The sequence below is a fragment of the Rossellomorea vietnamensis genome, from assembly GCF_008180415.1.
Classification (GTDB): domain Bacteria; phylum Bacillota; class Bacilli; order Bacillales; family Bacillaceae_B; genus Rossellomorea; species Rossellomorea vietnamensis_C.
On sequence record NZ_VTEI01000001.1, the window covers coordinates 95005 to 118205 of the forward strand.

Annotated in this window: 26 protein-coding genes; 4 read left to right on the forward strand and 22 right to left on the reverse strand. The window is 42.1% G+C overall.

From position 1 onward, the window contains the following. The 3 genes from aroE to FZC78_RS00485 are packed head-to-tail and all read right to left on the reverse strand — an operon-like array spanning window position 1 to window position 2467. Entirely contained in the window at window positions 1-834 is an 834-nt protein-coding gene (gene aroE, locus FZC78_RS00475) for a shikimate dehydrogenase (RefSeq protein ID WP_148937744.1), read from the reverse strand. Window positions 835-848: 14 nt separating this feature from the next. Next, window positions 849-1964 (reverse strand): ribosome biogenesis GTPase YqeH, encoded by a 1116-nt coding sequence (gene yqeH, locus FZC78_RS00480; RefSeq protein ID WP_148937745.1) that lies wholly within the window; start codon window positions 1962-1964, stop codon window positions 849-851. Beyond that, on the reverse strand, window positions 1946-2467 hold the full coding sequence (locus FZC78_RS00485) for a YqeG family HAD IIIA-type phosphatase (protein WP_148937746.1): 522 nt from the start codon (window positions 2465-2467) through the stop codon (window positions 1946-1948). Before FZC78_RS00485 ends, yqeH begins: the two co-directional genes overlap by 19 nt. Window positions 2468-3073: 606 nt before the next feature. Between FZC78_RS00485 and FZC78_RS00490 the strand changes: the two genes are divergently transcribed. Continuing rightward, entirely contained in the window at window positions 3074-3214 is a 141-nt protein-coding gene (locus FZC78_RS00490) for a sporulation histidine kinase inhibitor Sda (protein WP_113927472.1), read from the forward strand. A 606-nt stretch (window positions 3215-3820) separates the two neighbouring features. Here FZC78_RS00490 and FZC78_RS00495 read toward each other — a convergent pair. From FZC78_RS00495 to FZC78_RS23395, 3 genes are all read right to left on the reverse strand, one after another. Continuing rightward, window positions 3821-4606 (reverse strand): phosphatidylserine decarboxylase, encoded by a 786-nt coding sequence (locus FZC78_RS00495; protein WP_148938120.1) that lies wholly within the window; start codon window positions 4604-4606, stop codon window positions 3821-3823. Window positions 4607-4674: 68 nt separating this feature from the next. After that, window positions 4675-4800, reverse strand: a complete 126-nt coding sequence (locus FZC78_RS24455) for a hypothetical protein (RefSeq protein WP_286365461.1) — start codon at window positions 4798-4800, stop codon at window positions 4675-4677. Between the two features lie 13 nt (window positions 4801-4813). After that, window positions 4814-4951, reverse strand: coding sequence for a hypothetical protein (locus tag FZC78_RS23395; protein WP_187444750.1), 138 nt, complete (start codon window positions 4949-4951; stop codon window positions 4814-4816). A gap of 197 nt (window positions 4952-5148) precedes the next feature. On the opposite strand from FZC78_RS23395, the gene sigK reads away from it, so the two are divergent. Next, entirely contained in the window at window positions 5149-5865 is a 717-nt protein-coding gene (sigK, locus tag FZC78_RS00500; RefSeq protein WP_148937747.1) for an RNA polymerase sporulation sigma factor SigK, read from the forward strand. 1034 nt (window positions 5866-6899) lie between these two features. Here sigK and FZC78_RS00505 read toward each other — a convergent pair. From FZC78_RS00505 to mtnN, 5 genes are all read right to left on the reverse strand, one after another. Further along, window positions 6900-7037 carry a YrzI family small protein gene (locus FZC78_RS00505; protein ID WP_148937748.1) on the reverse strand — a complete coding sequence of 46 codons (138 nt, stop codon included), beginning with the start codon at window positions 7035-7037 and terminating at the stop codon, window positions 6900-6902. A 44-nt stretch (window positions 7038-7081) separates the two neighbouring features. Next, complete coding sequence (locus FZC78_RS00510; protein ID WP_148937749.1) at window positions 7082-7219, reverse strand: YrzI family small protein; 138 nt, start codon at window positions 7217-7219, stop codon at window positions 7082-7084. A 43-nt stretch (window positions 7220-7262) separates the two neighbouring features. Further along, complete coding sequence (locus FZC78_RS00515) at window positions 7263-7400, reverse strand: YrzI family small protein (RefSeq protein ID WP_148937750.1); 138 nt, start codon at window positions 7398-7400, stop codon at window positions 7263-7265. Between the two features lie 502 nt (window positions 7401-7902). Next, window positions 7903-8154, reverse strand: a complete 252-nt coding sequence (locus tag FZC78_RS00520) for a YrhC family protein (protein WP_148990431.1) — start codon at window positions 8152-8154, stop codon at window positions 7903-7905. Window positions 8155-8273: 119 nt separating this feature from the next. Further along, window positions 8274-8969: a 5'-methylthioadenosine/S-adenosylhomocysteine nucleosidase gene (mtnN, locus tag FZC78_RS00525; RefSeq protein WP_148937752.1), complete on the reverse strand. Its 696-nt coding sequence runs from the start codon at window positions 8967-8969 to the stop codon at window positions 8274-8276. A 324-nt stretch (window positions 8970-9293) separates the two neighbouring features. On the opposite strand from mtnN, the gene FZC78_RS00530 reads away from it, so the two are divergent. Beyond that, entirely contained in the window at window positions 9294-9497 is a 204-nt protein-coding gene (locus tag FZC78_RS00530; protein WP_148937753.1) for a DUF2536 family protein, read from the forward strand. Between the two features lie 379 nt (window positions 9498-9876). Here FZC78_RS00530 and FZC78_RS00540 read toward each other — a convergent pair whose 3' ends face one another. Both FZC78_RS00540 and FZC78_RS00545 read right to left on the reverse strand, forming a co-directional pair. Continuing rightward, on the reverse strand, window positions 9877-10686 hold the full coding sequence (locus FZC78_RS00540) for a YrrS family protein (RefSeq protein WP_148937754.1): 810 nt from the start codon (window positions 10684-10686) through the stop codon (window positions 9877-9879). A 118-nt stretch (window positions 10687-10804) separates the two neighbouring features. Beyond that, window positions 10805-12562: a peptidoglycan D,D-transpeptidase FtsI family protein gene (locus FZC78_RS00545; protein WP_148937755.1), complete on the reverse strand. Its 1758-nt coding sequence runs from the start codon at window positions 12560-12562 to the stop codon at window positions 10805-10807. Window positions 12563-12904: 342 nt separating this feature from the next. Between FZC78_RS00545 and yunB the strand changes: the two genes are divergently transcribed. Then, entirely contained in the window at window positions 12905-13657 is a 753-nt protein-coding gene (yunB, locus tag FZC78_RS00550) for a sporulation protein YunB (RefSeq protein ID WP_148937756.1), read from the forward strand. Between the two features lie 757 nt (window positions 13658-14414). Here yunB and greA read toward each other — a convergent pair. The 9 genes from greA to FZC78_RS00595 all read right to left on the reverse strand — a co-directional run bounded on the left by greA (window position 14415) and on the right by FZC78_RS00595 (window position 23134). Then, on the reverse strand, window positions 14415-14891 hold the full coding sequence (gene greA / locus FZC78_RS00555; protein WP_148937757.1) for a transcription elongation factor GreA: 477 nt from the start codon (window positions 14889-14891) through the stop codon (window positions 14415-14417). 249 nt (window positions 14892-15140) lie between these two features. Beyond that, window positions 15141-15776, reverse strand: a complete 636-nt coding sequence (udk, locus tag FZC78_RS00560; RefSeq protein WP_148937758.1) for a uridine kinase — start codon at window positions 15774-15776, stop codon at window positions 15141-15143. An 82-nt stretch (window positions 15777-15858) separates the two neighbouring features. Next, window positions 15859-16494, reverse strand: coding sequence for an O-methyltransferase (locus tag FZC78_RS00565; RefSeq protein ID WP_148938121.1), 636 nt, complete (start codon window positions 16492-16494; stop codon window positions 15859-15861). Between the two features lie 201 nt (window positions 16495-16695). Continuing rightward, window positions 16696-17829, reverse strand: a complete 1134-nt coding sequence (mltG, locus tag FZC78_RS00570; protein ID WP_148937759.1) for an endolytic transglycosylase MltG — start codon at window positions 17827-17829, stop codon at window positions 16696-16698. A 158-nt stretch (window positions 17830-17987) separates the two neighbouring features. Further along, the gene (locus tag FZC78_RS00575; RefSeq protein WP_113927456.1) at window positions 17988-18275 is read right to left on the reverse strand and encodes a DUF1292 domain-containing protein; all 288 of its coding nucleotides are present in this window, start codon (window positions 18273-18275) and stop codon (window positions 17988-17990) included. Between the two features lie 13 nt (window positions 18276-18288). Beyond that, complete coding sequence (ruvX, locus tag FZC78_RS00580; RefSeq protein ID WP_148937760.1) at window positions 18289-18705, reverse strand: Holliday junction resolvase RuvX; 417 nt, start codon at window positions 18703-18705, stop codon at window positions 18289-18291. Between the two features lie 3 nt (window positions 18706-18708). Continuing rightward, window positions 18709-18975, reverse strand: a complete 267-nt coding sequence (locus FZC78_RS00585) for an IreB family regulatory phosphoprotein (RefSeq protein WP_113927454.1) — start codon at window positions 18973-18975, stop codon at window positions 18709-18711. A gap of 80 nt (window positions 18976-19055) precedes the next feature. Further along, a complete protein-coding gene (alaS, locus tag FZC78_RS00590; protein WP_148937761.1) occupies window positions 19056-21689 on the reverse strand; it encodes an alanine--tRNA ligase in 2634 nt (877 codons plus the stop codon). A 371-nt stretch (window positions 21690-22060) separates the two neighbouring features. Next, a complete protein-coding gene (locus FZC78_RS00595) occupies window positions 22061-23134 on the reverse strand; it encodes an AI-2E family transporter (RefSeq protein ID WP_148937762.1) in 1074 nt (357 codons plus the stop codon). Window positions 23135-23201: the final 67 nt, after the last annotated feature.

Genomic DNA, 23201 nt, shown 5'->3' on the forward strand with positions numbered 1-23201 from the left:
TTAACCTCCCAGATGTTGTTGGACAATATTTTTCATTCGCTCGGAATCTGGTTTGACTCCTGTCCAAAGTTCGAAGGCAAGCGCTCCCTGATGAACGAACATGCCGATTCCATTTTCTCCATAACCGCCGAGCTCCCGGAATCTCCGGATGATCTTGGTCAATGGAGGGTTGTAAATTATATCTGATACAAATGCACCCTTTTTGATCTTGTCCACTTTGAGCGGCACGTCATTTACTTCAGGAAACATGCCGACAGAGGTGGTCTGGATGATAATATCATAGTTCTCCAAGGCTTGTTCAGCCTGCGTCAAGGATAAAGAAGAGGCTGTACATACAAATGGACATTCTTCTATGATCACTTCTCCTCTTTCCGGTGTGCGGTTACAAATATCAATATATTCAAGGCCAGAAGCAGCAAGAGAATAAAAGATCGCCCTTGCCGCTCCCCCGGCACCAATAAGCAGCACTCTCTTATTTTCCAGAGGAAAAGGACAGCCCTCCTTCAGTGACCTTAAAAACCCCATGCCATCCGTATTATAACCGACAAAGCGGCCATCTCTTCTCACCACTGTATTGACAGCTCCAATCGCCTTAGCAAGAGGATCCACTTCATCCAGAAACGGAATGATTGCCTGCTTATGGGGAATGGTCACATTAAAGCCTTTGACGCCTAAAATCTTCAAGGCACCTACAGCTTCTTCAAGTTCTTCGCTATCCACCAGAAACGGCTGATAATGTGCATCGATGCCCCTTTCCTGGAAAGCGTCATTGTGCATGATGGGGGACATTGAATGGGCAATAGGATTTCCAATTACACCATATAACATTTTCATCGGGAATCGTCCACCTAAATCAAAGATTTCCTTAAGAAAACACTTACGCCTTTCGGAACATGAGCAGCAATGGTGGCACCCTCGTCATTGATTGTCACCCAGCCTAGTCCTGAAAAGACAACATCGGTCTTTCCTTCTTTTATTTTGAATTCATGCCTTACAAGTTCAGGGAAGCCGTCGACATCATCTTTCCTTGACGGCTGCAGCATCTCTCCCACATGGTTTTGATAAAGCTCATCGGCATTATCTACCTTGGTGCGGTGGATGTTCAGCTCGTTGGAAAGATAACAAACAAATGAACGCCTGCCGCCAGCAAGGTAATCAAACCGAGCCAGTCCGCCGAAAAACAAAGTTTGTCCTTCATTCAACTGAAACACTTTAGGCTTGATTTCTTTCTTTGGCGTAATGTACTTTAAATCCCGCTTATCTACATAATGGGCCATTTGATGATGGTTAATAATACCCGGTGTATCAATAAGAGCTTCGCCGTCATCCAGGGGGATTTCAATCATGTCAAGAGTCGTACCAGGGAAATGGGAAGTTGTGATAATATCCTCTTCACCTGAGACATGATGGATGACACGATTGATGAACGTGGACTTACCAACGTTTGTACATCCCACAACGTAGACACTTCTGCCTTCACGATACTGTTCAATGGCTTCAACCGCTTCTTGAATATACTGCCCTTTCGCAGCACTCATAAGCTTAACATCCACCGGCTTCAATCCAAGCTGTTTCGCCTGGAACTTCATCCAATGAATCAACTTAGCCGGCTTTACAGATTTAGGAAGCAAATCGACCTTGTTTCCAATAAGGAGAACCGGGTTATTTCCTACAAAACGGTGAAGGCCTGGAAGCCAGCTGCCGTTGAAGTCGAAAATATCGACTACTTTTACAATAAGTCCTTCGCCTCTGCCGATTTCATTCAAGATCTTTAAAAAGTCATCATCTGTCAAAGAAACATCCTGTACTTCATTATAGTGTTTCAGTCGAAAACATCTCTGGCAGACAATCTCTTCCTTCTCCAATGAGGATGGAGGAGCATAGCCAAGCTTCTCCTTATCCTCAGTTTGAATGCTGACTCCGCATCCCGTACATACAATTTTGGTCACTTTTCTTCCTCCCATTGAATCATGCCTTTTCGTTTAAAAAAGTTCATGATTCTTCTTTCCACTTTCCGGTTGAATTTTGTAATGAACCCGTCAGTCTGGGCAACTGGCACCACAAGAATGGTATAGAAGCCGCTGCGGTTTCCGCCCAGCACATCTGTCAGCAGCTGGTCGCCTACAACCACAGCTTCTTCTTTCTTGACTCCCATTTCCCTGACTGCCCTTTTAAAGGCACGTCCCATAGGCTTTCTCGCCTGAAATATAAAAGGTATGTTCAAAGGCTCAGCAAATCGCTTCACGCGGTCTTCATTATTATTGGAAACAACCGTTACCTTAATCCCATTGTCCTGCATTAACTTGAACCATTTAATCAGCTTTGGAGTCGCCTGGGCTCTGTCCCATTCAACCAAAGTGTTATCAAGATCAGTGATAATCGCTTTGATTCCCTGCTCCTTAAGCGTTTCCGGTTTTATTTGAAAAACGTCTTTAACTTGCTCATTGGGCAAAAAAGATTTTAACACGTTTTAACACCTCTAACTTTCTGTTTCTACCGATTTAATCATAACCAATTTTCCCTTTAGATTCAAAATTAACCATTTTTATAATTGCCAACGAATTATTCTAACATCATTTAAGATTGAAGGCATTACTTTCAAGAAGATTAATTTAGAAAAAGTATTAATATAAGGTGACATTACAAAGCTCTTTTTGTAAACTTTGTTGCTATTTGATACTAATCATCTTAAAAACCTGATAGTCATGAAAAGAAAAGAGCTGCTTTCCCCGATTAGAGAGAACTCTCTTAGTATCCGGGGGTATCCCAAAGCAGCAATCTATAGGAAACAGCCATTAACACAGAAGGATATTCCAAATATTTATTAAATAATTTTCGACAAAATGAAGCTATATTCAGTCTGTGGATAACTTTATACACATTATCCCCTTAGAACTTATGGAATATAAACCCTTTATAAACAACTTAACCACAGGTTATCCACCTGTAGCTGTGGATAACAAGAACGCTTGTTCTGTTTGTTTGAATTTGGTAGAGTAATGGTACAAAGTTAAAACTTACTATTATATGAGATAAACATTGAAAAAATGATAACTTTTTGGAGGTGAACACTGTGCGCAAACTTTCTGATGATCTATTGATTGAATCGTATTACAAAGCAAGAGATCTCAAACTCAATCCAGAATTTATTCGCCTCATTGAAACTGAAATTCACCGTCGATCCTTATCCTACCGTATCAAGATCTCTTCTTAATCCATATTTTAAAAAACAGGCGCCTATCGTCTGTTTTTTATTTGCCTGTTTTCGCAAAGATTTTGGCTTTCTTAATCATAAGGGATTTCCGCTTCAGGCGGACGACTCCGCGGGCGGGCGGTGAGCCTCCTCGGCTTCGCCTGCGGGGTCTCACCTGTCCCGCTAGTCCCGCAGGAGATCGTACGCCTTCCGCTTCAATCCTCCTACGTAAAGGATGATGATGGTATAAGCGCATTCTATATCAGCAAAGTTAGCAAAGAGACTTTAAATAGACTGTATTCGCTTTTAATTGCTTTCAGCAGTATCTACCTTCGGATACTACGATTTCTCTCTAGACCGGTGAGCCGCTCATTTCTTTTGGCTACAAGAATATAATAGCGTTATCCTTCTCTTGAAGATTGGGAATTTTTGGTTTATAGACCAGTATCCGCTGCTTTTGTCTTTCTCTTAAAGCATATTTTTCAGTTTACCAACCAATAAATGCTGCTCTTCCCCTTCTCATTCACGCATTCTCTGCTTGCAGGTCAATATCCGATTGTATAAAAAGTGTAATTTTCATGCCCTTAGTGAACAAGAAAAAACTCCCCGAATAAGACAAGGGAGCCGTTAGTTCCTCGATATCTTTCCAATGAGTCCGCCCATTTTTACTTTCGCGGGGACCTTTAACTCTTCATTTAGGTGGAATTTTCCTTTTTCAAACAGAAGGATGACGGTTGATCCGAAAGAGAAATATCCGACTTCCTCTCCCTTTTCCCATTTCTCACCCTCATGAGTATACTCGATGGAGTTGACGAACATCGCTCCTACTTTCACAAGGCACATTTTGCCTGTCCCATGGTCAACTTCAGTCATTGACCTGAAGTTCTTTGCCAAGGTGCGGACTCCATATTTGAGGCCGAGTTCATTGACGGGGTAACTGTGGCGCCCCAGATCCCATCTATCGATGACTCTGCCGCTCAGCGGGCTGTGAATGCGGTGGTAATCTGCCGGGCTCAGATACAGGATCATATATTGTCCGCCTTCATACGCTTCAGCCTTCTCCTTGTTTCCGAGCATCTCTTCAATTGAATAGTCTTTTCCTTTCACCCTCATGTTCAGCGACTTGGAAACTGTTCCTGTATCAGCGAGCATGCCATCCACCGGACTGATGACATCATCCTCCGCTCCCTCGATGCTTCTCATTCCCTCTTTTAAATTTCTGATAAAAAAGGAGTGGAGATCAGGATAAGCTGCTGCTTCTTTTTCAACTTCAGCTATATTGATATTATAGGTTTTTATATAAGAAGGGATGAACCTTGCACTCATGCCTGATTGCACAAACCTTCGCAGCAAAAAGGATGTCCACCTTTTATTTGTCAGTTCAATAAAAGAACGATAAAAAAGCTTTCTCACCATTGCAGCTCCTTCAATGTATAGTAGTACTTATTATTATACACTTGTCCCGAAACGTCCACCTTTTTTTAAAAGTTCCCTATGGCAAAGATGACGCCGCTTTGAAAGATATGGATTACCGTCGCTGCTGCACACTTTCGCAGGGCGATGGCAGCAGTTGGAGAGGAAGTAAAGAAACCGGGCTGTCTTTTCACCCGGTTTAATCTCTCAGGAATAGTGATAATATCGCCAGCAGCCGAAAAGGAACAGCAGAATGATCAGGACGACAGCCAGAGCCAAGTAAAAACCACCATAATTTCGCGGCGGATAAACAGGAGCATAGTAGTACGGATAACCGTAGACCATTTTGGAATCCCTCCTATCTTTGGTGTTATATCTATATTATGCAACAGGGGAACTCGTGTATAGGCTGTAACATTCGACTTCTCCCTGCCCCGAAGAATCCTTTCGGAAAACAAACTAAATTGGAAGGACATGCAAGGACACAACAATGTAAACATATGATTCATTATAGGCTAAAGTCCTTTAATGGAGGTGAAAGTATGTCCGCGATCGCTACTGCAATTGGCTATTTTCTGAAAGAGCTTATCTTTCTTGTATCTTACGTGAAAAATAACGCCTTTCCACAACCGCTTTCATCACAAGAAGAAAAAAAATACTTAAGAAAGATGGCTGAAGGCGATGAGGATGCAAGGAATATTCTCATTGAACATAACCTTCGTCTCGTCGCTCATATTGTCAAGAAATTCGAAAACACCGGAGAAGATCCGGAAGACCTCATCTCAATCGGTACAATAGGGTTGATAAAGGCCATTGAAAGCTATTCAGAGGGCAAGGGAACCAAGCTTGCCACCTATGCAGCACGGTGTATAGAAAATGAAATTCTTATGCACCTGAGGGCCTTGAAAAAAACCAAGAAGGATGTTTCTCTTCATGATCCGATAGGACAGGACAAAGAAGGCAACGAAATCAGCTTGATTGATATCCTGAAATCCGATGCCGACGATGTGATTGAAACCATCCAACTAAGCATGGAGTTAGAAAAAGTGAAGAAATATATTTGTGTTCTGGATGATCGTGAAAAAGAAGTGATAATCGGACGCTTCGGCCTTGATATGAAAGAGGAAAAAACACAAAGAGAAATTGCCAAAGAACTTGGCATCTCAAGAAGCTATGTCTCGCGAATCGAGAAGAGAGCACTAATGAAAATGTTTCATGAATTCTATCGTGAAGAAAAAGAGAAAAGACAATCTCCCTGAACATAGTTGACCTGCAACAAACAAAGCGCAAGCGGCCCTTTCTGCCCTGACAGGCAAATGTTCCCTGGAGAAAAAAGGCGGTCTTTCCTTTTATTCTCCAGGGAACATTTGACCCCGAGGGGCTGGCCGCTGGAGCTGGATTCAGAAACGCTGACTAATTATTAATCTAAGAATTCCACCTTTCTTATCTTTTAAATATAGAGCAGGCAGCCAACAAGGCTGCCTGCTTATTTTTTGACGTCTTGTTCACGTATAATCCCGATGACCAGGCCTAATAGATATTAATGCAACTCTCTACCCTGGAACAGCCTTGCGAAAAGAGCGCAAAAAAAAGAGACCATCACGGGGATTATCTCTTCAGCAGGCGGGATTTCCTATTTTGTTAGTCGACGCTTACTTCGGCAGCAATGATGATTCCAATGGCAGTGGTCAGCAATAGACCCATAATCATTGAGAACATGTTCTCCACTCCTTTGTTAGTAATGATTGTATTTCTTCCTTCTATTTTATTACAAGAATCTTCAGTTCAACGGAGAGAAAGTGAACAGTTATTTACTATGCGGTGACAACTTTGTGAAATGGTTCACTACCCTTTTAACAGGTTGTTTAAATTTATTTTGGAAAAAGTACACTTCCCCGCTATGCATCTCAGGGAGATAGTTGAAGAGTGCTAATCATTTAACCAAAAGGGCTGTCGCTGAAGAGTAAATGATTACATAGATAAAAACCACTAAAAAATGCCCGAGTAAGATTGAAATCTTATTCGGGCATTTCTTTATTTGCGCTTTTTTCTTTTTATCATCAAAGTCAAAAGAGTAACATTCAAAAACATACATTTCACCTTCCCAAACTTAGTTGTTTTTTGGTAAGTTTTCTTACTCTCAACAACTGCAACTTCCTTGATTTGGTGAAGAGAAACAAAATCTGCAGCATAGTTATGCAGAATCCTTCTCCACCCAGATTGCATTTAGACGCTTCACCTGATAAAAAACCATATGTTTTTCTCCTCTCCATTTTTACTTCATCTACATTGTTTAGAATAACCAAACGGATTCTTGCTTCAATCTGTTTTCTTCATACTGCTTAGTTACCATCTGATCGTGATCATACTCAACGAACGAGCGCTGGTGCTTTTTAATGGTTATGCTCATGAATAATATATTTAACGTCATACGAACACCTCCCTTTTCTTATTGATTTGCCTGACATCTTTATGTTAGTACAAACGGACCGATTCCTGCTTTAAGCCGTTTTCCTGGTAGTGCCTGGATACGATTTCATCATGATTGTACTCTTCTACAGAACGATTTCGTTTCTTAACTGTTATGCTTATGAACAGAATATTCAGCGTCATATTATCACCCCCTATTTTATTTCTTATAAATTTGCTGCCACCCTTATAACATCTTGAAGGTTTGCTGCTTTAATTTGCACTCCTCGTATTGCTTGAATACTGCCAAGTCATGATTGCATTCTTCAGCGGAACGACTTCGTTTCTTGAAGGTAACGCTCATGAAAAAAATATTTAATGTCATACGGACACCTCTCTCCTTTTTTATAGTTCATACCATTTAAAAAAGCCGCAAAGAGATACCTCCCTGCTGCAGACACAAAAAAGCCGCAGGAATGTACACATTCCCGCGGCTTGGTATGATATTGATTAAAGTTTCATTCCATTACGAAATAATCAATCCACCGGCGATCGAATGTGTATAACAATATTCAGTTGATGAGATTGCTTTTTGTACTGCTTTGATTTTCATCATGTCATTCGACCTCCTTTTCTGAATGTTATTTCCTTATAGAGGTAAGTATATCCAATTCAACAGGAAATGTAAACCATTTTTCTGCTCTTTTTTCCAGAATTTTTCTATCAGACAATTAAAAGGGCTTTGGAATGCTAAACCAGACTAAATAAAAAACTTACCTCCCTTGTCCCGGAAGCAAAGCAGGCTTGAGAGAAACAATGCACCTATTTCACTAGCAAATTAACAAAAAAAAGACCGGAAAAAGGGATTTCCCTTTTCCAGTCTAAATTTACATATTAACCTGCTCATCATCCATTTCTGTCAGCTTCTTCTTCAGCCTTGCCGCCTGGTAGAAAAAGAGTCCGGAGAATCCCAGCATGGTGACCGTTCCTCCCATGAGCATGTAAGTTTTAAATAGTGTTTTCTCTTCCACCGGGAGTACCGCGCCAAGATAAAGAAAAACACTGAGCGATACCAGTACAAACGCAAATCTTTTATAATCTATGATTTTATCATTAATATTCTTTTTGATCGTTTCCAAATAAGATCCCCTCTTCCATTGGGATTTACAAAAAAGGTCTGTTTCCACTGTAACATAGAAAGCAGGACAATTATCCATGTAAATCACACCAAGTATGGAAAAAGGGGAATGCCATTGGGTTATTTTAGTTTAGATACCATTTTCATGACCAGGTTGGCTGAATTCACTGCAGCCGTTTCCAGGTATTGATCAAAAGACACGTGTGATTCTTTTCCAGCAATATCAGAAAGAGATCGAATGATGACAAACGGGACATCAAACTGATGAGAAACCTGGGCAATCGCCGCTGCTTCCATTTCAACCGCCTGCAAATTATCAAACTTATCACGGATCGCTTCTACACGGGCAGGGTCATTCATGAACGAATCTCCTGTAGCAATCAGTCCAGACACTACTTTGACATCAGATGTTTCTTTCGCACTTTGAGCAGCTGTCTCTTTCAATCGTTGGTCTGCTGTGAAAGCTGCTGGCAGCTGTGGAACCTGTCCATACTCATAGCCAAAGGCAGTTACATCAACATCATGATGTCTGACATCTGTGGAAATGACAACATCTCCCACATTCAAGTCCGCATCAAATCCGCCTGCAGAACCGGTATTGATCACCGCATCCGGTTTGAACCTTTCAAGAAGCACGGCAGTACTCATAGCCGCATTCACTTTCCCGATTCCAGAACGAAGCAGGACAACCTCCACATCATGCATTCTTCCTGATGTATATTGACTCCCGCCAATGACCTCTTCTTTCGCATCCTTGATGTTTTCCCTGAGCAGTCTTACTTCTTCTTCCATCGCTCCGATAATAGCAATTTTCATATTGGATACCCTCTTTTCATTCACCTTATTGTATACTCATAATGTGAGTCAATTTTATAACCAGCCTTCTGACAATGTTAATAGCCTAGTTAGTATTATAAAATTATTTAATGTAGCTATTCTAACCCAAGTGATGCTGATTTTCCACATTTCGCTTATGGATTATACACCAGAATCCTGGCTAAAAGAAATGATGATTTGTTTTGAGGCTGATTTCCGGGCGGCGGCTGCTAAAAGAGTTTGTTTCCACTCCAGCTGCTTTGTACAAGAGGCATGAATCTTCATAAAAAATGAAAAAATTATCAACTTTACTAGGAGGCCCATATGAATATTGAATTTGATTTGATTCAGGACAAAATTGAATTTTTTGAAGCAAGAGATCTGCAGACATTAGAGAAAAAAATCAACGAGCAGGTCGGACATAATAAAAGCATCCTGCTTGCTGTCCATTCTGTTTCCCACAATGTAAGTCTCGATGAAAAAGGCCACCGCCTGTATTCTGCTGTGGTTCATTTTAAAGTTAAATAAAAAAAGCGCAAGCGCCTTGATCAGCCCCGACAGGCAAATGTTCCCTGGAGAAAAAAGGCGGGCTTTCCTTTTATTCTCCAGAGGTTATTTGACCCCGAGGGGATTGGAGCGGAAGGCGCACGATCTCCTGCGGGACTAGCGGGACAGGTGAGACCCCCGCAGGCGAAGCCGAGGAGGCTCACCGCCCGCCCCGCGGAGTCGTGCGCCTGCAGTGGAAGTCCCCTACTTTTCAACAGTTAAAATCTATACGGATACAGCTTATAAATAACATCACCATCGACTAACAGAGCCTTAAATAAAAAAATGCCCTGTGCTGAAAATCAGTACAGGGCATTTTTCTATCAGTCTTTATCATTTCTATCAGTCTTTATCATTTCTATCAGTCTTTATCATTCTCAATAAGTTCCTGCATTTTTACAGGTTTCCAGCCTTTTCCGTCTACCCACTGAAGATATACACGGTAAGTCGTCGATTGGTCTTTAGGTGCTACAGTACCAATCGCTTTATCTGGTCCGCCGTTTCTTTCAAGCCACCAAACCGTCATGTTATCTTCAGAAAGACCGGTAGCATAAGAAAGAGCTTGAACTTTTTCCTGCCAATCTGCTGAATTTTCCTCATACTTTGCCACATGTTCTCCTGTTTGTTCAGTACCGATCGGCTTCCAGCTTGGATTTACAATTTCTTTTTTCACATTGGGTTCGTCACTGTTTTTGACGATTTTTTTATCATTATCAGAAGATGTTTCTTTTTCATCTTTTTTCTTTTTGTCTTCTTTCTTGTCTTTCTCTTCTTTATTCTCCTTGCTCTCATCCTCGCTTACTAGATCTTCACCGTCTGCGACTGGTGTCTCTCCATCGGCACTTTGAGAATCAGTATCAGATTCCTCTTCGGTTTCCGGCTCTTCAGAAGAGTTTTCGTCCTCTGATGCTTCCTCATTTTCTTCAGTGTCTTCATCGGTGGAAGCAGGTTCTTCTGTTTCCTCCTCCTCTTCTTCAGAAGCACTGCTGTCTGCTACATCTGTATTGGTGGAGGCTGTGTTGTCTCCCGATGCTTGTTCCGTATCATTTCCTAGAAAAATCGTGGCACCTACCACAACGATCAGCAGCAGGACAACCCCTATCAGGCTATTTAAAATCACATTTGATTTTTTCTTCGCCCTTTTATCTAAACGTGAATTATATTTCGGCATACAAATTACACTCCTCTAAAATTCATAATACCTCTATGAAGGCTCTTTTTCTCTTTTACCCATTCTATCACGCTTATAAATTCATCAAAAGAAATTTGATAAAAATAAGAATGTTTTCCTATTGGTTTTCCGCTTCCTTGGATTGATGAATCATATCTGCAATATCTTTAAACACCGGATAAATACCGCCTTCGTATTCCAGAACATCCATGTTTACAACCGCCAAAGCATATTTTGGATTATCAAACGGAAAGTATCCCGCAAACCATTTATTATATAGTTCCTTATCACCGCTATATTGGCCGGTCTGTGCTGTTCCGGTTTTCCCAGCAATCTCATAGGCAGAAGTTTGCAGAAATGCTGCTGTTCCAGATTCCCCTGCTACAACATTGCGGAGATATTGCTGCATTTTCATGGCTGTGTAGGGAGAAATGGCCTGGCTGTTTTCTTTTTGTACCGGAAAGTCTATCAATTCTGTACCATTTTTATATCTTATTCCACTCACAACCCTCACGCTCTGCTTCCTGCCGCCCCTGGCAATAGTAGACATCATGTTGGCTACCCCGATTGGAGTCACACGGACTTCTCTTTGCCCGATCCCGGTTTGAGCAGCAAAATTGGCATCTTTTCGTTCATCATCATTAATGAAGACTCTTCCTCTATCCAATTGGAGCTGCTGGAAATCTTCATAATGAAAGACACTCCCATTCCAGCCAATATCACCTATTAAGCCAAGTTTTTCCGCATAATCATCAAGTGTGCGTGCATTTTTTTCTGTCAGGTTTTTGGAAATTTCAGCAAAAGTGCGGTTACAGCTGACTGCAAAGCTTTCATTGATATTGATGATTCCATGCGGTTTATCAGCAGGCACACCATAAATATCCTCATCACAATTAAACACTTCGTTTTCATTAACAAGATTAAGATCAATCGCAGCAGAAGCCACAACGGTTTTGAAGACCGAACCAGGTACAATTTCTGAAGCCATCAGGTTCTTAGCCCCATCATCTTGAAAAGGTGTGCCCTTTTGAACGGATGGCCTGGAAACGCTGGCTACTATATCCCCTGTTTCTATATCCAGGAGCACAGCCCCTCCTTTTTTGATAGAGTGCCGGTTTATCAATTCTTCCATTTTTTCTTGTAAATCGGAATCTATCGTTGTCACAATATTTAACGGATAAAAAGGGTTTGCAGGCGCCAAGTATTTTACATCAACACCAAACAACGGCCCCCCTCTCGCATCCACATGATAAATCAGCTTTGATTCCTGCTCGGCTATCAGCCACTCATCAAAGGATCTTTCCAGACCGGAAATCCCAATTTTTTGAGTGGCACCTTTAACTCTATCAGGATATCTGGCATGAAATCGTTCTTCATTTTCGCCAGTCAACCCAATTAACTGCTCTGCAATAATTTCTTCCTTAGGGTATTTGCGCTTTAAGGCAAACACACCTTTCAGCTTTAAGTTATTAATTTCACTCATCTGGTTTTCGTTCAGTATGTATGGGCTTGGGCCTCCATATACAAACGGCGCTTTTGCCTCTTCAATCTGAGTATGCAGTGTTTGTTTTGGAACCCCCAGGATATTTGCGACCTTAGCTGAATCCCAATCCATTTTAGCTAAAAAAGGAAATAATATGAGAACATTCTTGCTTTCATAATTGATAGATTCCCCGTTCTTGTCAAGAAAGTTACCCCTGCCTTCATCTATGGTCAGCTGTTGAGTTCTTTGATTCACACTATTTTCAATTAAATTAATCTGATTTTTGGAGAAAGACTCTGCTTCCAGTAATTGAATCTGAACGAGCCTCAGCAGAAGTCCTGCCATTCCAAGCAGAACCAAACCACTGAAAAAGTATATTCGCTTCTTTTTCATCTAGAACACCTCGTAACCATTGTTGACGATTTGAGGAGAAACATACTTCAGTTGATAAAGAGTACTGCATTTTCGCATGGATCAGCAGCCAGAGTTATTGCTGCTATTCAGCGTGGGAGGATGAAATCTGCACATGGACGACCGGCTGATTCATAAAAGCACGTGAAAAGAAATGCCTTCTTCACAAAACACCTATGTGGTTCTAAGATTAGCCGTATTCTTATCAAAAAGAGCGCCGGCAGGAAGAATCTGAATACAAAAAACGAGCCTTTTACTTTTTGTCTTATAAAGAAATAATTATGAACTTACTGCATATGTTTTGTATGAAGAGAGGTGTTTAAGTTGTACAAAAAAATAAAAAGAAAAGGTGCCGCTCCTCTGCCGCTCAGATATGTATTCCTGATATCTCTCGTTATATTTATTTTTTTAACCTCACAAAGCTTGTTTATCATTAATAAAGGAATCGAACCGGCTTTAATTGAAATTGCCGAAACGCGTACCCGGCAAATAGCAGCTCAAGCCATCAATGATGCTATCTCAAAAAAGATTGCCGAAGGAATAGATATCAATAAGTTGATTGTGAAACATGAAGCCAATGATGGAACTGCCTATAGCTTTGATCCTACTATTTATAACAGGGTCATTGCGGAATCCACCGAAAGAGTTCAGCAATATTTGGATTATGTAGAAAGTGGAGAATTTGAAAAGCTCCAATCCTTTAAATCCGGAATTGATATTGATTATGAGGAGAGCAAGGAGAAAAAAGGAATTGTTTATTATATACCCCTCGGATTAGCAACCAATAATACGTTACTTTCGAATTTGGGCCCGCAAGTTCCAGTTCAATTTGAAATCATCGGGGATGTCCAATCCAGTGTCGCAACCGCCGCAAGAGAATTAGGAATAAATAATACCTATATGGAAGTCTACATTAACATTTCTGTTGAGATGAATGTCATTATTCCAAGACGGACCGAAACCATAGTAATTAAAAACAAAATTAAAGTCGGCGATTTATTTATTCCAGGAAAAGTACCGGAATTTTATAACGGATCAGGTGAGGGCGCTTCACCATCTATTGAATTGTCTCCTTGATGAAGTATATGGGTGACCCAGGTCAGGATTTTTTTATATCTATAGATCCAAAGTAGTAAGGAGATTATCTGGCTGCCAGTGCCAGCTTCATATGGCTATAAGGAGATAAACATGAGTTGAAGGTCACCGACACTCTCTTTTGGCTTATCTGAAGCTAAAGTCCTCAAAGGCTTGGAATTTCGTTTCACGAGCGAGGTACATGATCTTTTGTTATTTTCGTTTTGATGTGCCTCGCTTCCCGAGCGAGGTACATCATCTTTTGTTTTCCCCGGTTTAATGTATCTCGCTTCCCGAGCGAGGTACATCATCTTTTGTTTTCCCCGGTTTGATGTATCTCGCTTCCCGAGCGAGGTACATCAACTTTAATTTTCCTTGGTTTAATGTATCTCGCTTCCCGTGCGAGGTACATCATCTTTTGTTTTTTCCGGTTTGATGTATCTTGCTTCCCGGGCGAGGTACATCTTCTTTCGGTTTTTCCGTGTGATGTACCTCGCTTCACGAGCGAGGTGCATTAACTTTAAATTTCCTTGGTTAAATGTATCTCGCTTCCCGTGCGAGGTACATCATCTTTTGTTTTTCCCTGGTTTGATGTACCTCGCTTCCCGAGCGAGGTACATCATCTTTCGTTTTCCCCGTTTCATTGCCCCTCGCCCATGATCCAGCCCGACAGTTCTTCCTACTGGATCATCCAATACTTATCACTTATTAACAAAAAAAGCGGTGAAGGCAATCAAGCCCTCACCACTTTTACATATTATTAGTTAACCGCTGTAATTTTAACGCTCATATCTCCGCCTGGAGTATTAACGTTTACTTTACTGCCGACCTTATGGCCAAGAAGGCTTTTGGCAATTGGAGAATCATTTGAAATCTTTCCTTCGAATGGATCAGCCTCTGCACTTCCGACAATTGTATATGTCTCTTCGTCACCATCTGGAAGCTCAATGAATGTAACCGTTTTACCGAGTGTTACTGTGTCGGAATTCATTTCGTCTTCTTGGATGATTTTTGCGTTGCGGATCATATTCTCAAGAGTGGAAATCCGGCCTTCAACGAATGCCTGCTCGTCTTTCGCAGCATCGTACTCAGAGTTCTCTGATAAGTCCCCAAAGCTGCGGGCAATCTTGATTCTTTCTACCACTTCTTTACGTTTAACGGACTTCAGCTGCTCTAATTCTTTTTCTAACTTCTCTTTACCTTCTGCTGTCATTGGATATACTTTTTCTGCTGCCAAAATACTTCACTCCTTATAAAAAGTATAAGAACCTCCCACCGGTCCTTTATGTACATAAGCGTGTACCTTGTGCTGGGGAATTCAGCCTCAACTTATTCTTCTATTGCAATTCAGGGAATGGACATGAAAGGCGGATGTCACTCCTCGAACCTTTTGTCCATTCCCTTAAAAGAATATTTTCTTGAGGTTGATCCTTGGGGATAATAAACATTATTGAAATCGCTGTATGTTTTTATCTATGCTATCGTATTACAAAAATGATTTTTGTTCAAGAATTGTTTGAATTTTTGTTACCATTAAATCGATTGCGACGTGATTATGCCCGCCTTCCGGAATGATGACATCCGCATAGCGCTTTGTCGGCTCGATGAACTGATTATGCATAGGGCGTACCACATTGATATATTGGTCAATGACTGAATCAATGGAACGTCCGCGCTCCTTTATGTCCCGAAGCATGCGGCGGATGATTCGCAAGTCAGCATCCGTATCCACATAAAGCTTGATATCCATTAAGTTACGCAATCTTTCATCTTCTAATACCAGTATTCCTTCTAAAATTATGACATCCTTTGGTTCAACCAGTATAGTGTCGTCTGAACGTGTATGCATCTTGTAATCATAAAGCGGCTTTTCAATGCCTTCGTTTTTCAATAACTTCATGAGATGCTTGATCAACAGCTCATTATCGAAAGCCAAAGGATGGTCATAATTCGTTTTCAGTCTTTCCTCGAAAGGCAGGTGGCTTTGATCTTTATAGTAATAGTCCTGCTGGATCATCAGGATGGAATGTTCTTGAAATGATTCATATATAGAGCGGGTTACACTTGTCTTTCCCGACCCCGATCCTCCGGCTACACCGATAACAATTGGCTTGTGTTTCATTGAATAGTGGAACTCCCTTCATCTCCGTGCTGCAGACCCGCATATGTCCAGCGGGCCATTCAATGGCGTAATTTAGTGTCTATTATATTTTCCGGCTGACAGCCAGCCCGTCACCCACGGGGATAATAACCGTATGATAGTCAGGATGATTCATCAGCCAATCGTTATAACTTTTCAGCTTGTTGACCATATTGCGGATTCGCTTATTCTCTACATTTTCCTCTGCCACCATTCCTTTAAACAGAACATTGTCAGAGTAAATGACCCCGCCCTCTGCCAGGTAAGGTGAATAGAGATCAAAGAACTTCTGGTATTGTCCCTTTGCTGCATCGATGAATAGGGCATCAAACGGTCCCTTCGACTCAGCCTCCTGGATAGTTTCCAATGCGTCGCCGAAAATGATATCGAGCTGATCATTCTGTGGAGAACGTTTAATAAAATCCAACGCCTGCTTATAACGGTTCTCATCCCTTTCAATCGACACAATCGCAGCATCCGGAAGGGCTTCAGCCATCCTTAGCCCCGAGTAGCCTATTGCCGTGCCGATTTCAAGGACTCTCGCCGGCCTTTGTATTCTCAAAAGCTGGAGCAGGGTTTCGATACCCGCAAGTTCCATGATCGGTACGCCTTCTGCTTCTGCAAAAGTTTCCATCTCACTTAACAGTTCGCTGCGGTCCTTTATTAAAGACTCAATATAACCATTAACAGCATTATCCAAGATATTCACTCACTTTCCGGCTGTAGGAGGCGATACCGCTGAAAGCCTGACTGCCTCAGCTGGGTGCCTACATAAAAGTAGAAAGCCCGCAAGCTTTCCACCTGATTTATTTATAAAGTTTGTTATGTGTATCTAAAAAACACTTGTACTATTTTATCACATAAAAAAGAGGAAAGCGAATAACTTTCCTCTTTTGCTCTGTTACTCTGAAGTAATATATTCCGCCTTTTTCTCATTATGTTCATCCAGCGTTTCAGAATAATAAACCGTTCCTTCCTGGGAAGCCAGGAAGTAGAGATATTCCGTAGTATCCGGCTGAAGTGCAGCTTCAATAGAGGTTAATCCTGCATTGGCGATAGGTCCAGGCGGAAGTCCTTGATTCTGATAGGTATTATAGGGAGAATCAACTTCAAGGTCCTCATATAGTGTCCTGGATTTGTGTTCACCGAGGGCATAAAGAACGGTTGGATCCGTCTGCAGCGGCATTTCTTTTTCTAAACGATTATAAAACACGCTCGCTATTTTGCCGCGGTCAGCCTTTTCTGTTGCTTCTTCCTCTACCAAAGAAGACAAAGTCAGCAATTGATGGACTGAAAACTCTCTGTCTGCTCTGGATGCTTCGTATTGAGTCAGCACATCCTGTGTCTGGGAAAGCATCTTTTCAATGATGGTTTCCAACGAAGGTTCTTCTTCATAGAAAGGGTAGGTAGAAGGATACAGATATCCCTCAAGCGGATGTTTGACATTTTCATGGAGGATATCCTCTTCATTCAACAGATCCGGATACTTCCCGATAAGTTCTTCAATAAAACTTCTATCATCCAATTTCTTGACGACTTCTTCTGTTTCATATTGAGTTTTTTCGGCAATCTTTTCAGCTATCTGCTCTAATTGGTAACCTTCTGGAACTGTAATGGTGAATTCTGCCTCCATCATGACTTTTCCTGTTTTCAAGCTGTTAATGAGTTCATCTAATGTCATGGCAGGCGTAAGATCATAGTTTCCAGCTTGGAATCCTGACTCATTATTAAATTTGACATAGTATTTAAAAACATGGGCGTTTTTAATGATGCCATTCTCTTCTAATATATTTCCAATGGATGTCACCCCGGAACCGATGGGGATTTCCACGTTAACGGACTTATTACTATCTTCGTCCACCGGCTTTAGCGCTGATTTAATATATAAATAGCCTCCGACAGCTGTTCCTCCAATGATGATAAACAAGGCGAGGACAATGAATCCTACAATTTTCCGTATGACTTTAGCTTCTTCTTTTCGCTCTATTAGTTTGGATAAGAGAATCTCTCTTTTTGATTTTTTATTATCGTTCATTTCATATTTCCCCCTCTCGAGCAAAAAACGGGGTTCCCCCTTAAAATTCGACATACATCTTTTATATTATACTACATTTTCCACCCAAAAAAAGAGGACATTCTGCAAAAAAGGAATCTTCTTCCCTTTTTCAGAATGCCCCCGTTTATGGGTGCTTCTTATTCTTCTTCTTCCTCATCAAGGAACGTTTCAAGCATTTCTTCGATCATGTCCCACTCTTCTTCTGTTTCGATCGGCTTTAATTCTCCTTCTTCGCCTTCATCTCCAGGAGAGAATGCAGAAGCATGGATTTCGATTTCTTCCTCTTCAGTCTCTTCAGCACCTAACGGATAGTAAAGTACATAGGATTTATTGAATTGATCTGATTCAAAAGTGAACAATACCTCACAAAGCTGTTCATTTCCTTCTTCGTCAATAATTGTAATTTGCTTTTCGCCATGTTCCATTTTTATACACCTCTTATTTTTGGCTGTCCAAGTACCCTTGCAGGATAAAGGCGGCAGCCATTTTATCGATTACTTTTTTGCGTTTCTTCCTGCTTACGTCTGCTTCCAGCAATATTCTTTCAGCAGCCATTGTCGTTAAGCGTTCATCCCATAAAATGGTTGCAACACCGAGCTTGTCCTCCAGGAGTTTCGCATACTTTTGTGATGCTTCTCCCCGCGGGCCGACAGTATTGTTCATATTTTTTGGGAAGCCGATAACCACCTTATCAACCTCATACTCCTTGATCAGCTCATCCACCCGTTTCAGGCCGAATTCTGATTGGTTTTCATTGATGGCTATCGTTTCGATGCCCTGGGCAGTCCAGCCCATCGCATCGCTTACTGCTACGCCGACCGTTTTCGAGCCGACGTCAAGTCCCATAACGCGCATGTTTTACCCCTCTTTGTGCTGCTTTAAATAAGATTTCACCAGCACTTCAATGATCTCATCGCGCTCTAAGCGGCGGATGATGTTACGTGCATCCTGATGTCTGGGAATGTACGCAGGATCTCCAGATAACAGATAACCTACAATTTGATTGATTGGATTATATCCTTTTTCCTGCAAAGCATTGTGAACCTGGAGCAAGACCTCATTAACATCCTGTTCAAATGGTTCCTCCGAAAAATTAAATCGCATTGTTTTATCAAAAGAGCTCATATTTCGCACCTCTCTTTAGGCTTGGTGTATTCTGGCAAACCTGTCTTATTACCTTCATTGTACACCACTTTAGTGTCGATTTAAACGGATTTGATCCATTCTTCTACAAACTTCAGGGCTTCATCCAATTTTTCGGGATTCTTGCCGCCTGCCTGAGCCATGTCCGGACGGCCTCCGCCGCCTCCGCCGCAGATTCCTGCAACTTCTTTTACAAGCTTTCCTGCATGATATCCTTTTTCGATCAAATCTTTAGTCACCCCTGCGGTAATGCTGACTTTATCATCCTGTGAGGAGCCCAGGACCACTACAGCCGACCCAAGTTTCTGCTTTAGATCGTCAACCATATTTCTGAGGGTATTCATATCACCGCCAGCGATTCTAGCTGTAAGGACATTCACTCCTTCGATTGTTTTTACCTGGTCTGTCAGACTGCCGGCTTCAATGTTGGATAATTTGCTGGAAAGTGATTCATTTTCGCGCTGCAATTCCTTCATTTCAGCAAGAAGACTGTCGATTCGGGAAACGATATCTTTTGGTTTGGATTTAACCTTATCAGCAGCCTGTTTTAAAATGCCGACTTGTTCATTGAGAAGATTATAGGCACCTTCTCCAGTCACCGCTTCTATCCTGCGTGTACCGGCACCAATGCCGCTTTCTGAAACAATTTTGAACAGGCCGATCGCAGAGGTATTGCTGACATGGCAGCCGCCGCATAACTCAAGACTGAAATCCCCGATAGAGACTACACGGACAGTATCCCCATATTTCTCTCCAAATAAAGCCATTGCGCCCATTTCTTTTGCTTCTTTCAGCGATTTATAGTTCGTGCCTACTGAAATGCTGTTCCACACTTGTTCATTGACGATTGCTTCAATCTTTTCCATTTCCTCAGCGCTTATACTTCCGAAGTGAGAGAAATCGAAGCGGAGGCGGTCCGGTTCCACTAGTGATCCAGCCTGGTTGACATGTCCGCCGAGCACGTCTTTAAGCGCTTGGTGCAATAGGTGAGTAGCTGTATGGTTCTTGATGATTTTACTGCGGGACTCTTCATTCACCACTGCCTTTACTTCCTGGCTCTGCTTCAGTGTACCTTCTTCTACAACAGCACTGTGAAGATTCTGGCCATTAGGAGCTTTCTTGACATCCTTGACAGCAACTTTTACGCCATCAGCCAGAAGCACCCCTTTGTCTCCGATTTGCCCACCGCTCTCAGCATAAAATGGAGTCTTATCCAGGATGAACTGGATTTCAGCACCTTTTTCCGCTTTTTCAACCAGCTCATTGTTAAAGACTATTGCTTCAACTTTGGAAGCCGCTTGAAGTTCATCGTAACCAACAAATTCACTTCCAACTTTGATGTCTCCCAATACTCCGCCTTGAATCTGCATAGAACCGGTATCCTGGCGGGCAGAACGGGCACGGTCGCGCTGAAGCTCCATCTCTTTTTCAAAGCCTTCCTGGTCGATACTCATGCCTTCTTCTTCTGCGTACTCTTCTGTCAGTTCGACAGGGAATCCATATGTGTCATAAAGGCGGAAAACATCTTTTCCGGAAACAACTGTTTTCCCCGCGTCTTTTTCTTTTTTAATTACAGAAGAAAGGATGGTGAGACCTTCATTCAAGGTTTCATGGAAACGTTCTTCCTCGTTTTTGACCACTTTCTGGATGAACTCTGTTTTCTCTTTCACTTCAGGGTAGAAGTCCACCATGATTTCTGCAACAACCGGAACCAGTTCAAACATGAATGGGCGGTTGATATTGATTTGCTTTGCGAACCTTACCGCACGGCGCAGAAGCCTTCTTAGAACATAGCCGCGGCCTTCATTCGATGGAAGTGCACCATCACCCACAGCGAAAGAAACGGTTCTGATATGATCGGCAATCACTTTGAATGCAACATCTTTCTGATCCTCGGTGCGGTATTTTTCTCCGGAAACCTTCTCTACAGCTGAAATGATCGGCATGAAAAGATCTGTATCAAAGTTAGTCGGAACTCCTTGAGCGACACATGCCATCCTTTCAAGGCCCATCCCGGTATCAATATTCTTCTTTGGCAGCGGAGTATACGTGTTATCCGGATTATGGTTAAATTCAGAGAAAACCAGGTTCCAAACTTCCAGGTAACGGTCATTTTCGCCGCCTGGATATAATTCAGGATCCGCCGGGTCATCTCCATACTCAGGTCCGCGGTCATAAAAGATTTCGGTGTTCGGTCCGCTTGGCCCCTCTCCGATATCCCAGAAGTTACCCTCGATCCGGATGATTCTTTCAGCAGGCACGCCGATTTTATCTCTCCAGATTTCAAACGCTTCTTCATCTTCAGGATGGATTGTCACTGACAGCTTCTCGGGATCGAACCCTATCCATTTTTCATCTGTCAGGAATTCCCATGCCCATTCCATCGATTCCACTTTAAAGTAATCGCCAATGGAGAAGTTGCCAAGCATTTCAAAGAAAGTATGGTGGCGGGCCGTTTTCCCGACGTTTTCAATATCATTGGTTCTGATTGATTTTTGAGCGTTTACGATACGCGGGTTTTCAGGAACCACGCGGCCGTCAAAATATTTCTTCAATGTTGCGACACCACTGTTGATCCACAGTAAAGACGGATCTTCATGAGGAACGAGTGATGCACTAGGCTCAACCCTGTGGCCTTTTTCTTTAAAAAAGTCTAAAAACTTTCTTCTGATTTCTGCACCTGTCAATGATTTCAAGTGAATTTCCTCCTTCATTTTTTCAATTTCAACCAAAAAAGCATACAAAAAAGCCCCCATCCCTGGTCAGGGACGAGAGCTTGCTCGCGGTACCACCCTGGTTATGAATTCAACAATTGAATTCATCACTCTGGAGCCTTAACGCGGCGAACGGCAGGTTTGCTGCACTCTGGATTAGCGTTCTGTTATCCTTCATCTGGAATTTCTTTCAGCCGGGGAAATTCCTCTCTTCCGTGCGCGAAGCACTCAGATGGGCTATAACATACTCGATCTTTCGTCGATTTGGTTAATGTTTAATTGTATAAGTCGAATTATAGAAATATCACAGCCATTTGTCAATCTGAACTGCGAGAAAAATAAAAATATATTCATCACGGTGTTTCTTTTACAGAAAAATGGGTGCGGGCATGGATGACAGCCACTCTCAGCATTGCCAAAAGCGGGACGGCTACAATCAGTCCGAGCACCCCGCCTATTTCACCGCCGACAATCAGCGCTCCCATGATGAATAAGGGATGCATATGCAGGCTTTTCCCAACGATGAGCGGCGAAAGAACATTTCCTTCAAGGAACTGCAGGACTAACACAACAACCACCACTTTGAGGATCATGTCAGTCGATATCGTACTGGCTACAATCGCTGCTGGGACTGCCCCAATTATCGGACCGAAGTAGGGGATGACATTTGTGATTCCTACAATAAGCCCCAGCAGCAGCGGATATTTCATGCCGAATAACCAAAAAGAGAGAGTGGCAAGTGCTCCTATCAAAAAGCACACTAACAACTGCCCTCTAATGTATCCCCCCAGTGATTCATCCAGATCTTTCAGGAATTTCCCTGCGCTGTTCCTCCACTTCTGCGGTGTCAGACTGGTCGCAGCGCTCTTCACTTTTGGAAAGTCCTTCAATAAGTAAAAAGAAATGAACGGCACAATCGCAAACAACAGCAGGCTGTTCATGACCTTTAATACTCCTGACAAAAGCAAAGCGACAATCCCATTAAGCCACGCTTCAAACCTTTCTATTCTCGATTCCAATTCATGCTGGATACCGTCCGGCCAAGTGGAAGTCTTGTTTTGTATGTACTCAAGCCAGCGCTGATACTGATCTGTGTAAAGAGGGGCATTTTCAGCCAAGTCCTTTAATTGATGTATGATGACAGGAATCCCTTTGTAAACCGCATAGCCCAGGCCACCAAAAAAGAGAATGTAAATCAGCAGAATGGCAACCCCCCTGTGAATTCCCGCCTTGAACAGCTTTTCAACCACTGGATGCAGCAGATAGGTTATGAAGCCTCCAAGCAAGAAAGGAATCAAGGCAATGACCATTACACTTAAAACAGGCTTCCAAACCGGCTGCAGCAGATAGAAGACATAAAGCGTGATCACGGCCAGAAGGGTGATCGCCAGTCTGTACAGCCATCTGACATAGGGGCGGTTATTCATATGTCCACTCTCCTCCCTTCTTTGTTCTGGGTTTTTTTAGTAAACTTTGCTGCATTTTGATATAAAT

Coding starts and splice junctions, on each gene's coding strand:
- FZC78_RS00595 (WP_148937762.1), bottom strand. CDS start 23,134: ATGAATAACCGCCCCTATGTCAGATGGCTGTACAGACTGGCGATCACC.
- mtnN (WP_148937752.1), bottom strand. CDS start 8,969: ATGAAAATTGCTATTATCGGAGCGATGGAAGAAGAAGTAAGACTGCTC.
- FZC78_RS00585 (WP_113927454.1), bottom strand. CDS start 18,975: ATGAGCTCTTTTGATAAAACAATGCGATTTAATTTTTCGGAGGAACCA.
- sigK (WP_148937747.1), top strand. CDS start 5,149: ATGTCCGCGATCGCTACTGCAATTGGCTATTTTCTGAAAGAGCTTATC.
- FZC78_RS00540 (WP_148937754.1), bottom strand. CDS start 10,686: ATGCCGAAATATAATTCACGTTTAGATAAAAGGGCGAAGAAAAAATCA.
- FZC78_RS00530 (WP_148937753.1), top strand. CDS start 9,294: ATGAATATTGAATTTGATTTGATTCAGGACAAAATTGAATTTTTTGAA.
- FZC78_RS00510 (WP_148937749.1), bottom strand. CDS start 7,219: ATGACGCTGAATATTCTGTTCATAAGCATAACAGTTAAGAAACGAAAT.
- FZC78_RS23395 (WP_187444750.1), bottom strand. CDS start 4,951: ATGGTCTACGGTTATCCGTACTACTATGCTCCTGTTTATCCGCCGCGA.
- FZC78_RS00545 (WP_148937755.1), bottom strand. CDS start 12,562: ATGAAAAAGAAGCGAATATACTTTTTCAGTGGTTTGGTTCTGCTTGGA.
- udk (WP_148937758.1), bottom strand. CDS start 15,776: ATGAAACACAAGCCAATTGTTATCGGTGTAGCCGGAGGATCGGGGTCG.
- ruvX (WP_148937760.1), bottom strand. CDS start 18,705: ATGCGCGTTATGGGACTTGACGTCGGCTCGAAAACGGTCGGCGTAGCA.
- FZC78_RS00515 (WP_148937750.1), bottom strand. CDS start 7,400: ATGACATTAAATATTTTTTTCATGAGCGTTACCTTCAAGAAACGAAGT.
- yqeH (WP_148937745.1), bottom strand. CDS start 1,964: ATGGGAGGAAGAAAAGTGACCAAAATTGTATGTACGGGATGCGGAGTC.
- mltG (WP_148937759.1), bottom strand. CDS start 17,829: ATGAACGATAATAAAAAATCAAAAAGAGAGATTCTCTTATCCAAACTA.
- aroE (WP_148937744.1), bottom strand. CDS start 834: ATGAAAATGTTATATGGTGTAATTGGAAATCCTATTGCCCATTCAATG.
- FZC78_RS00505 (WP_148937748.1), bottom strand. CDS start 7,037: ATGACGTTAAATATATTATTCATGAGCATAACCATTAAAAAGCACCAG.
- FZC78_RS00575 (WP_113927456.1), bottom strand. CDS start 18,275: ATGGAACATGGCGAAAAGCAAATTACAATTATTGACGAAGAAGGAAAT.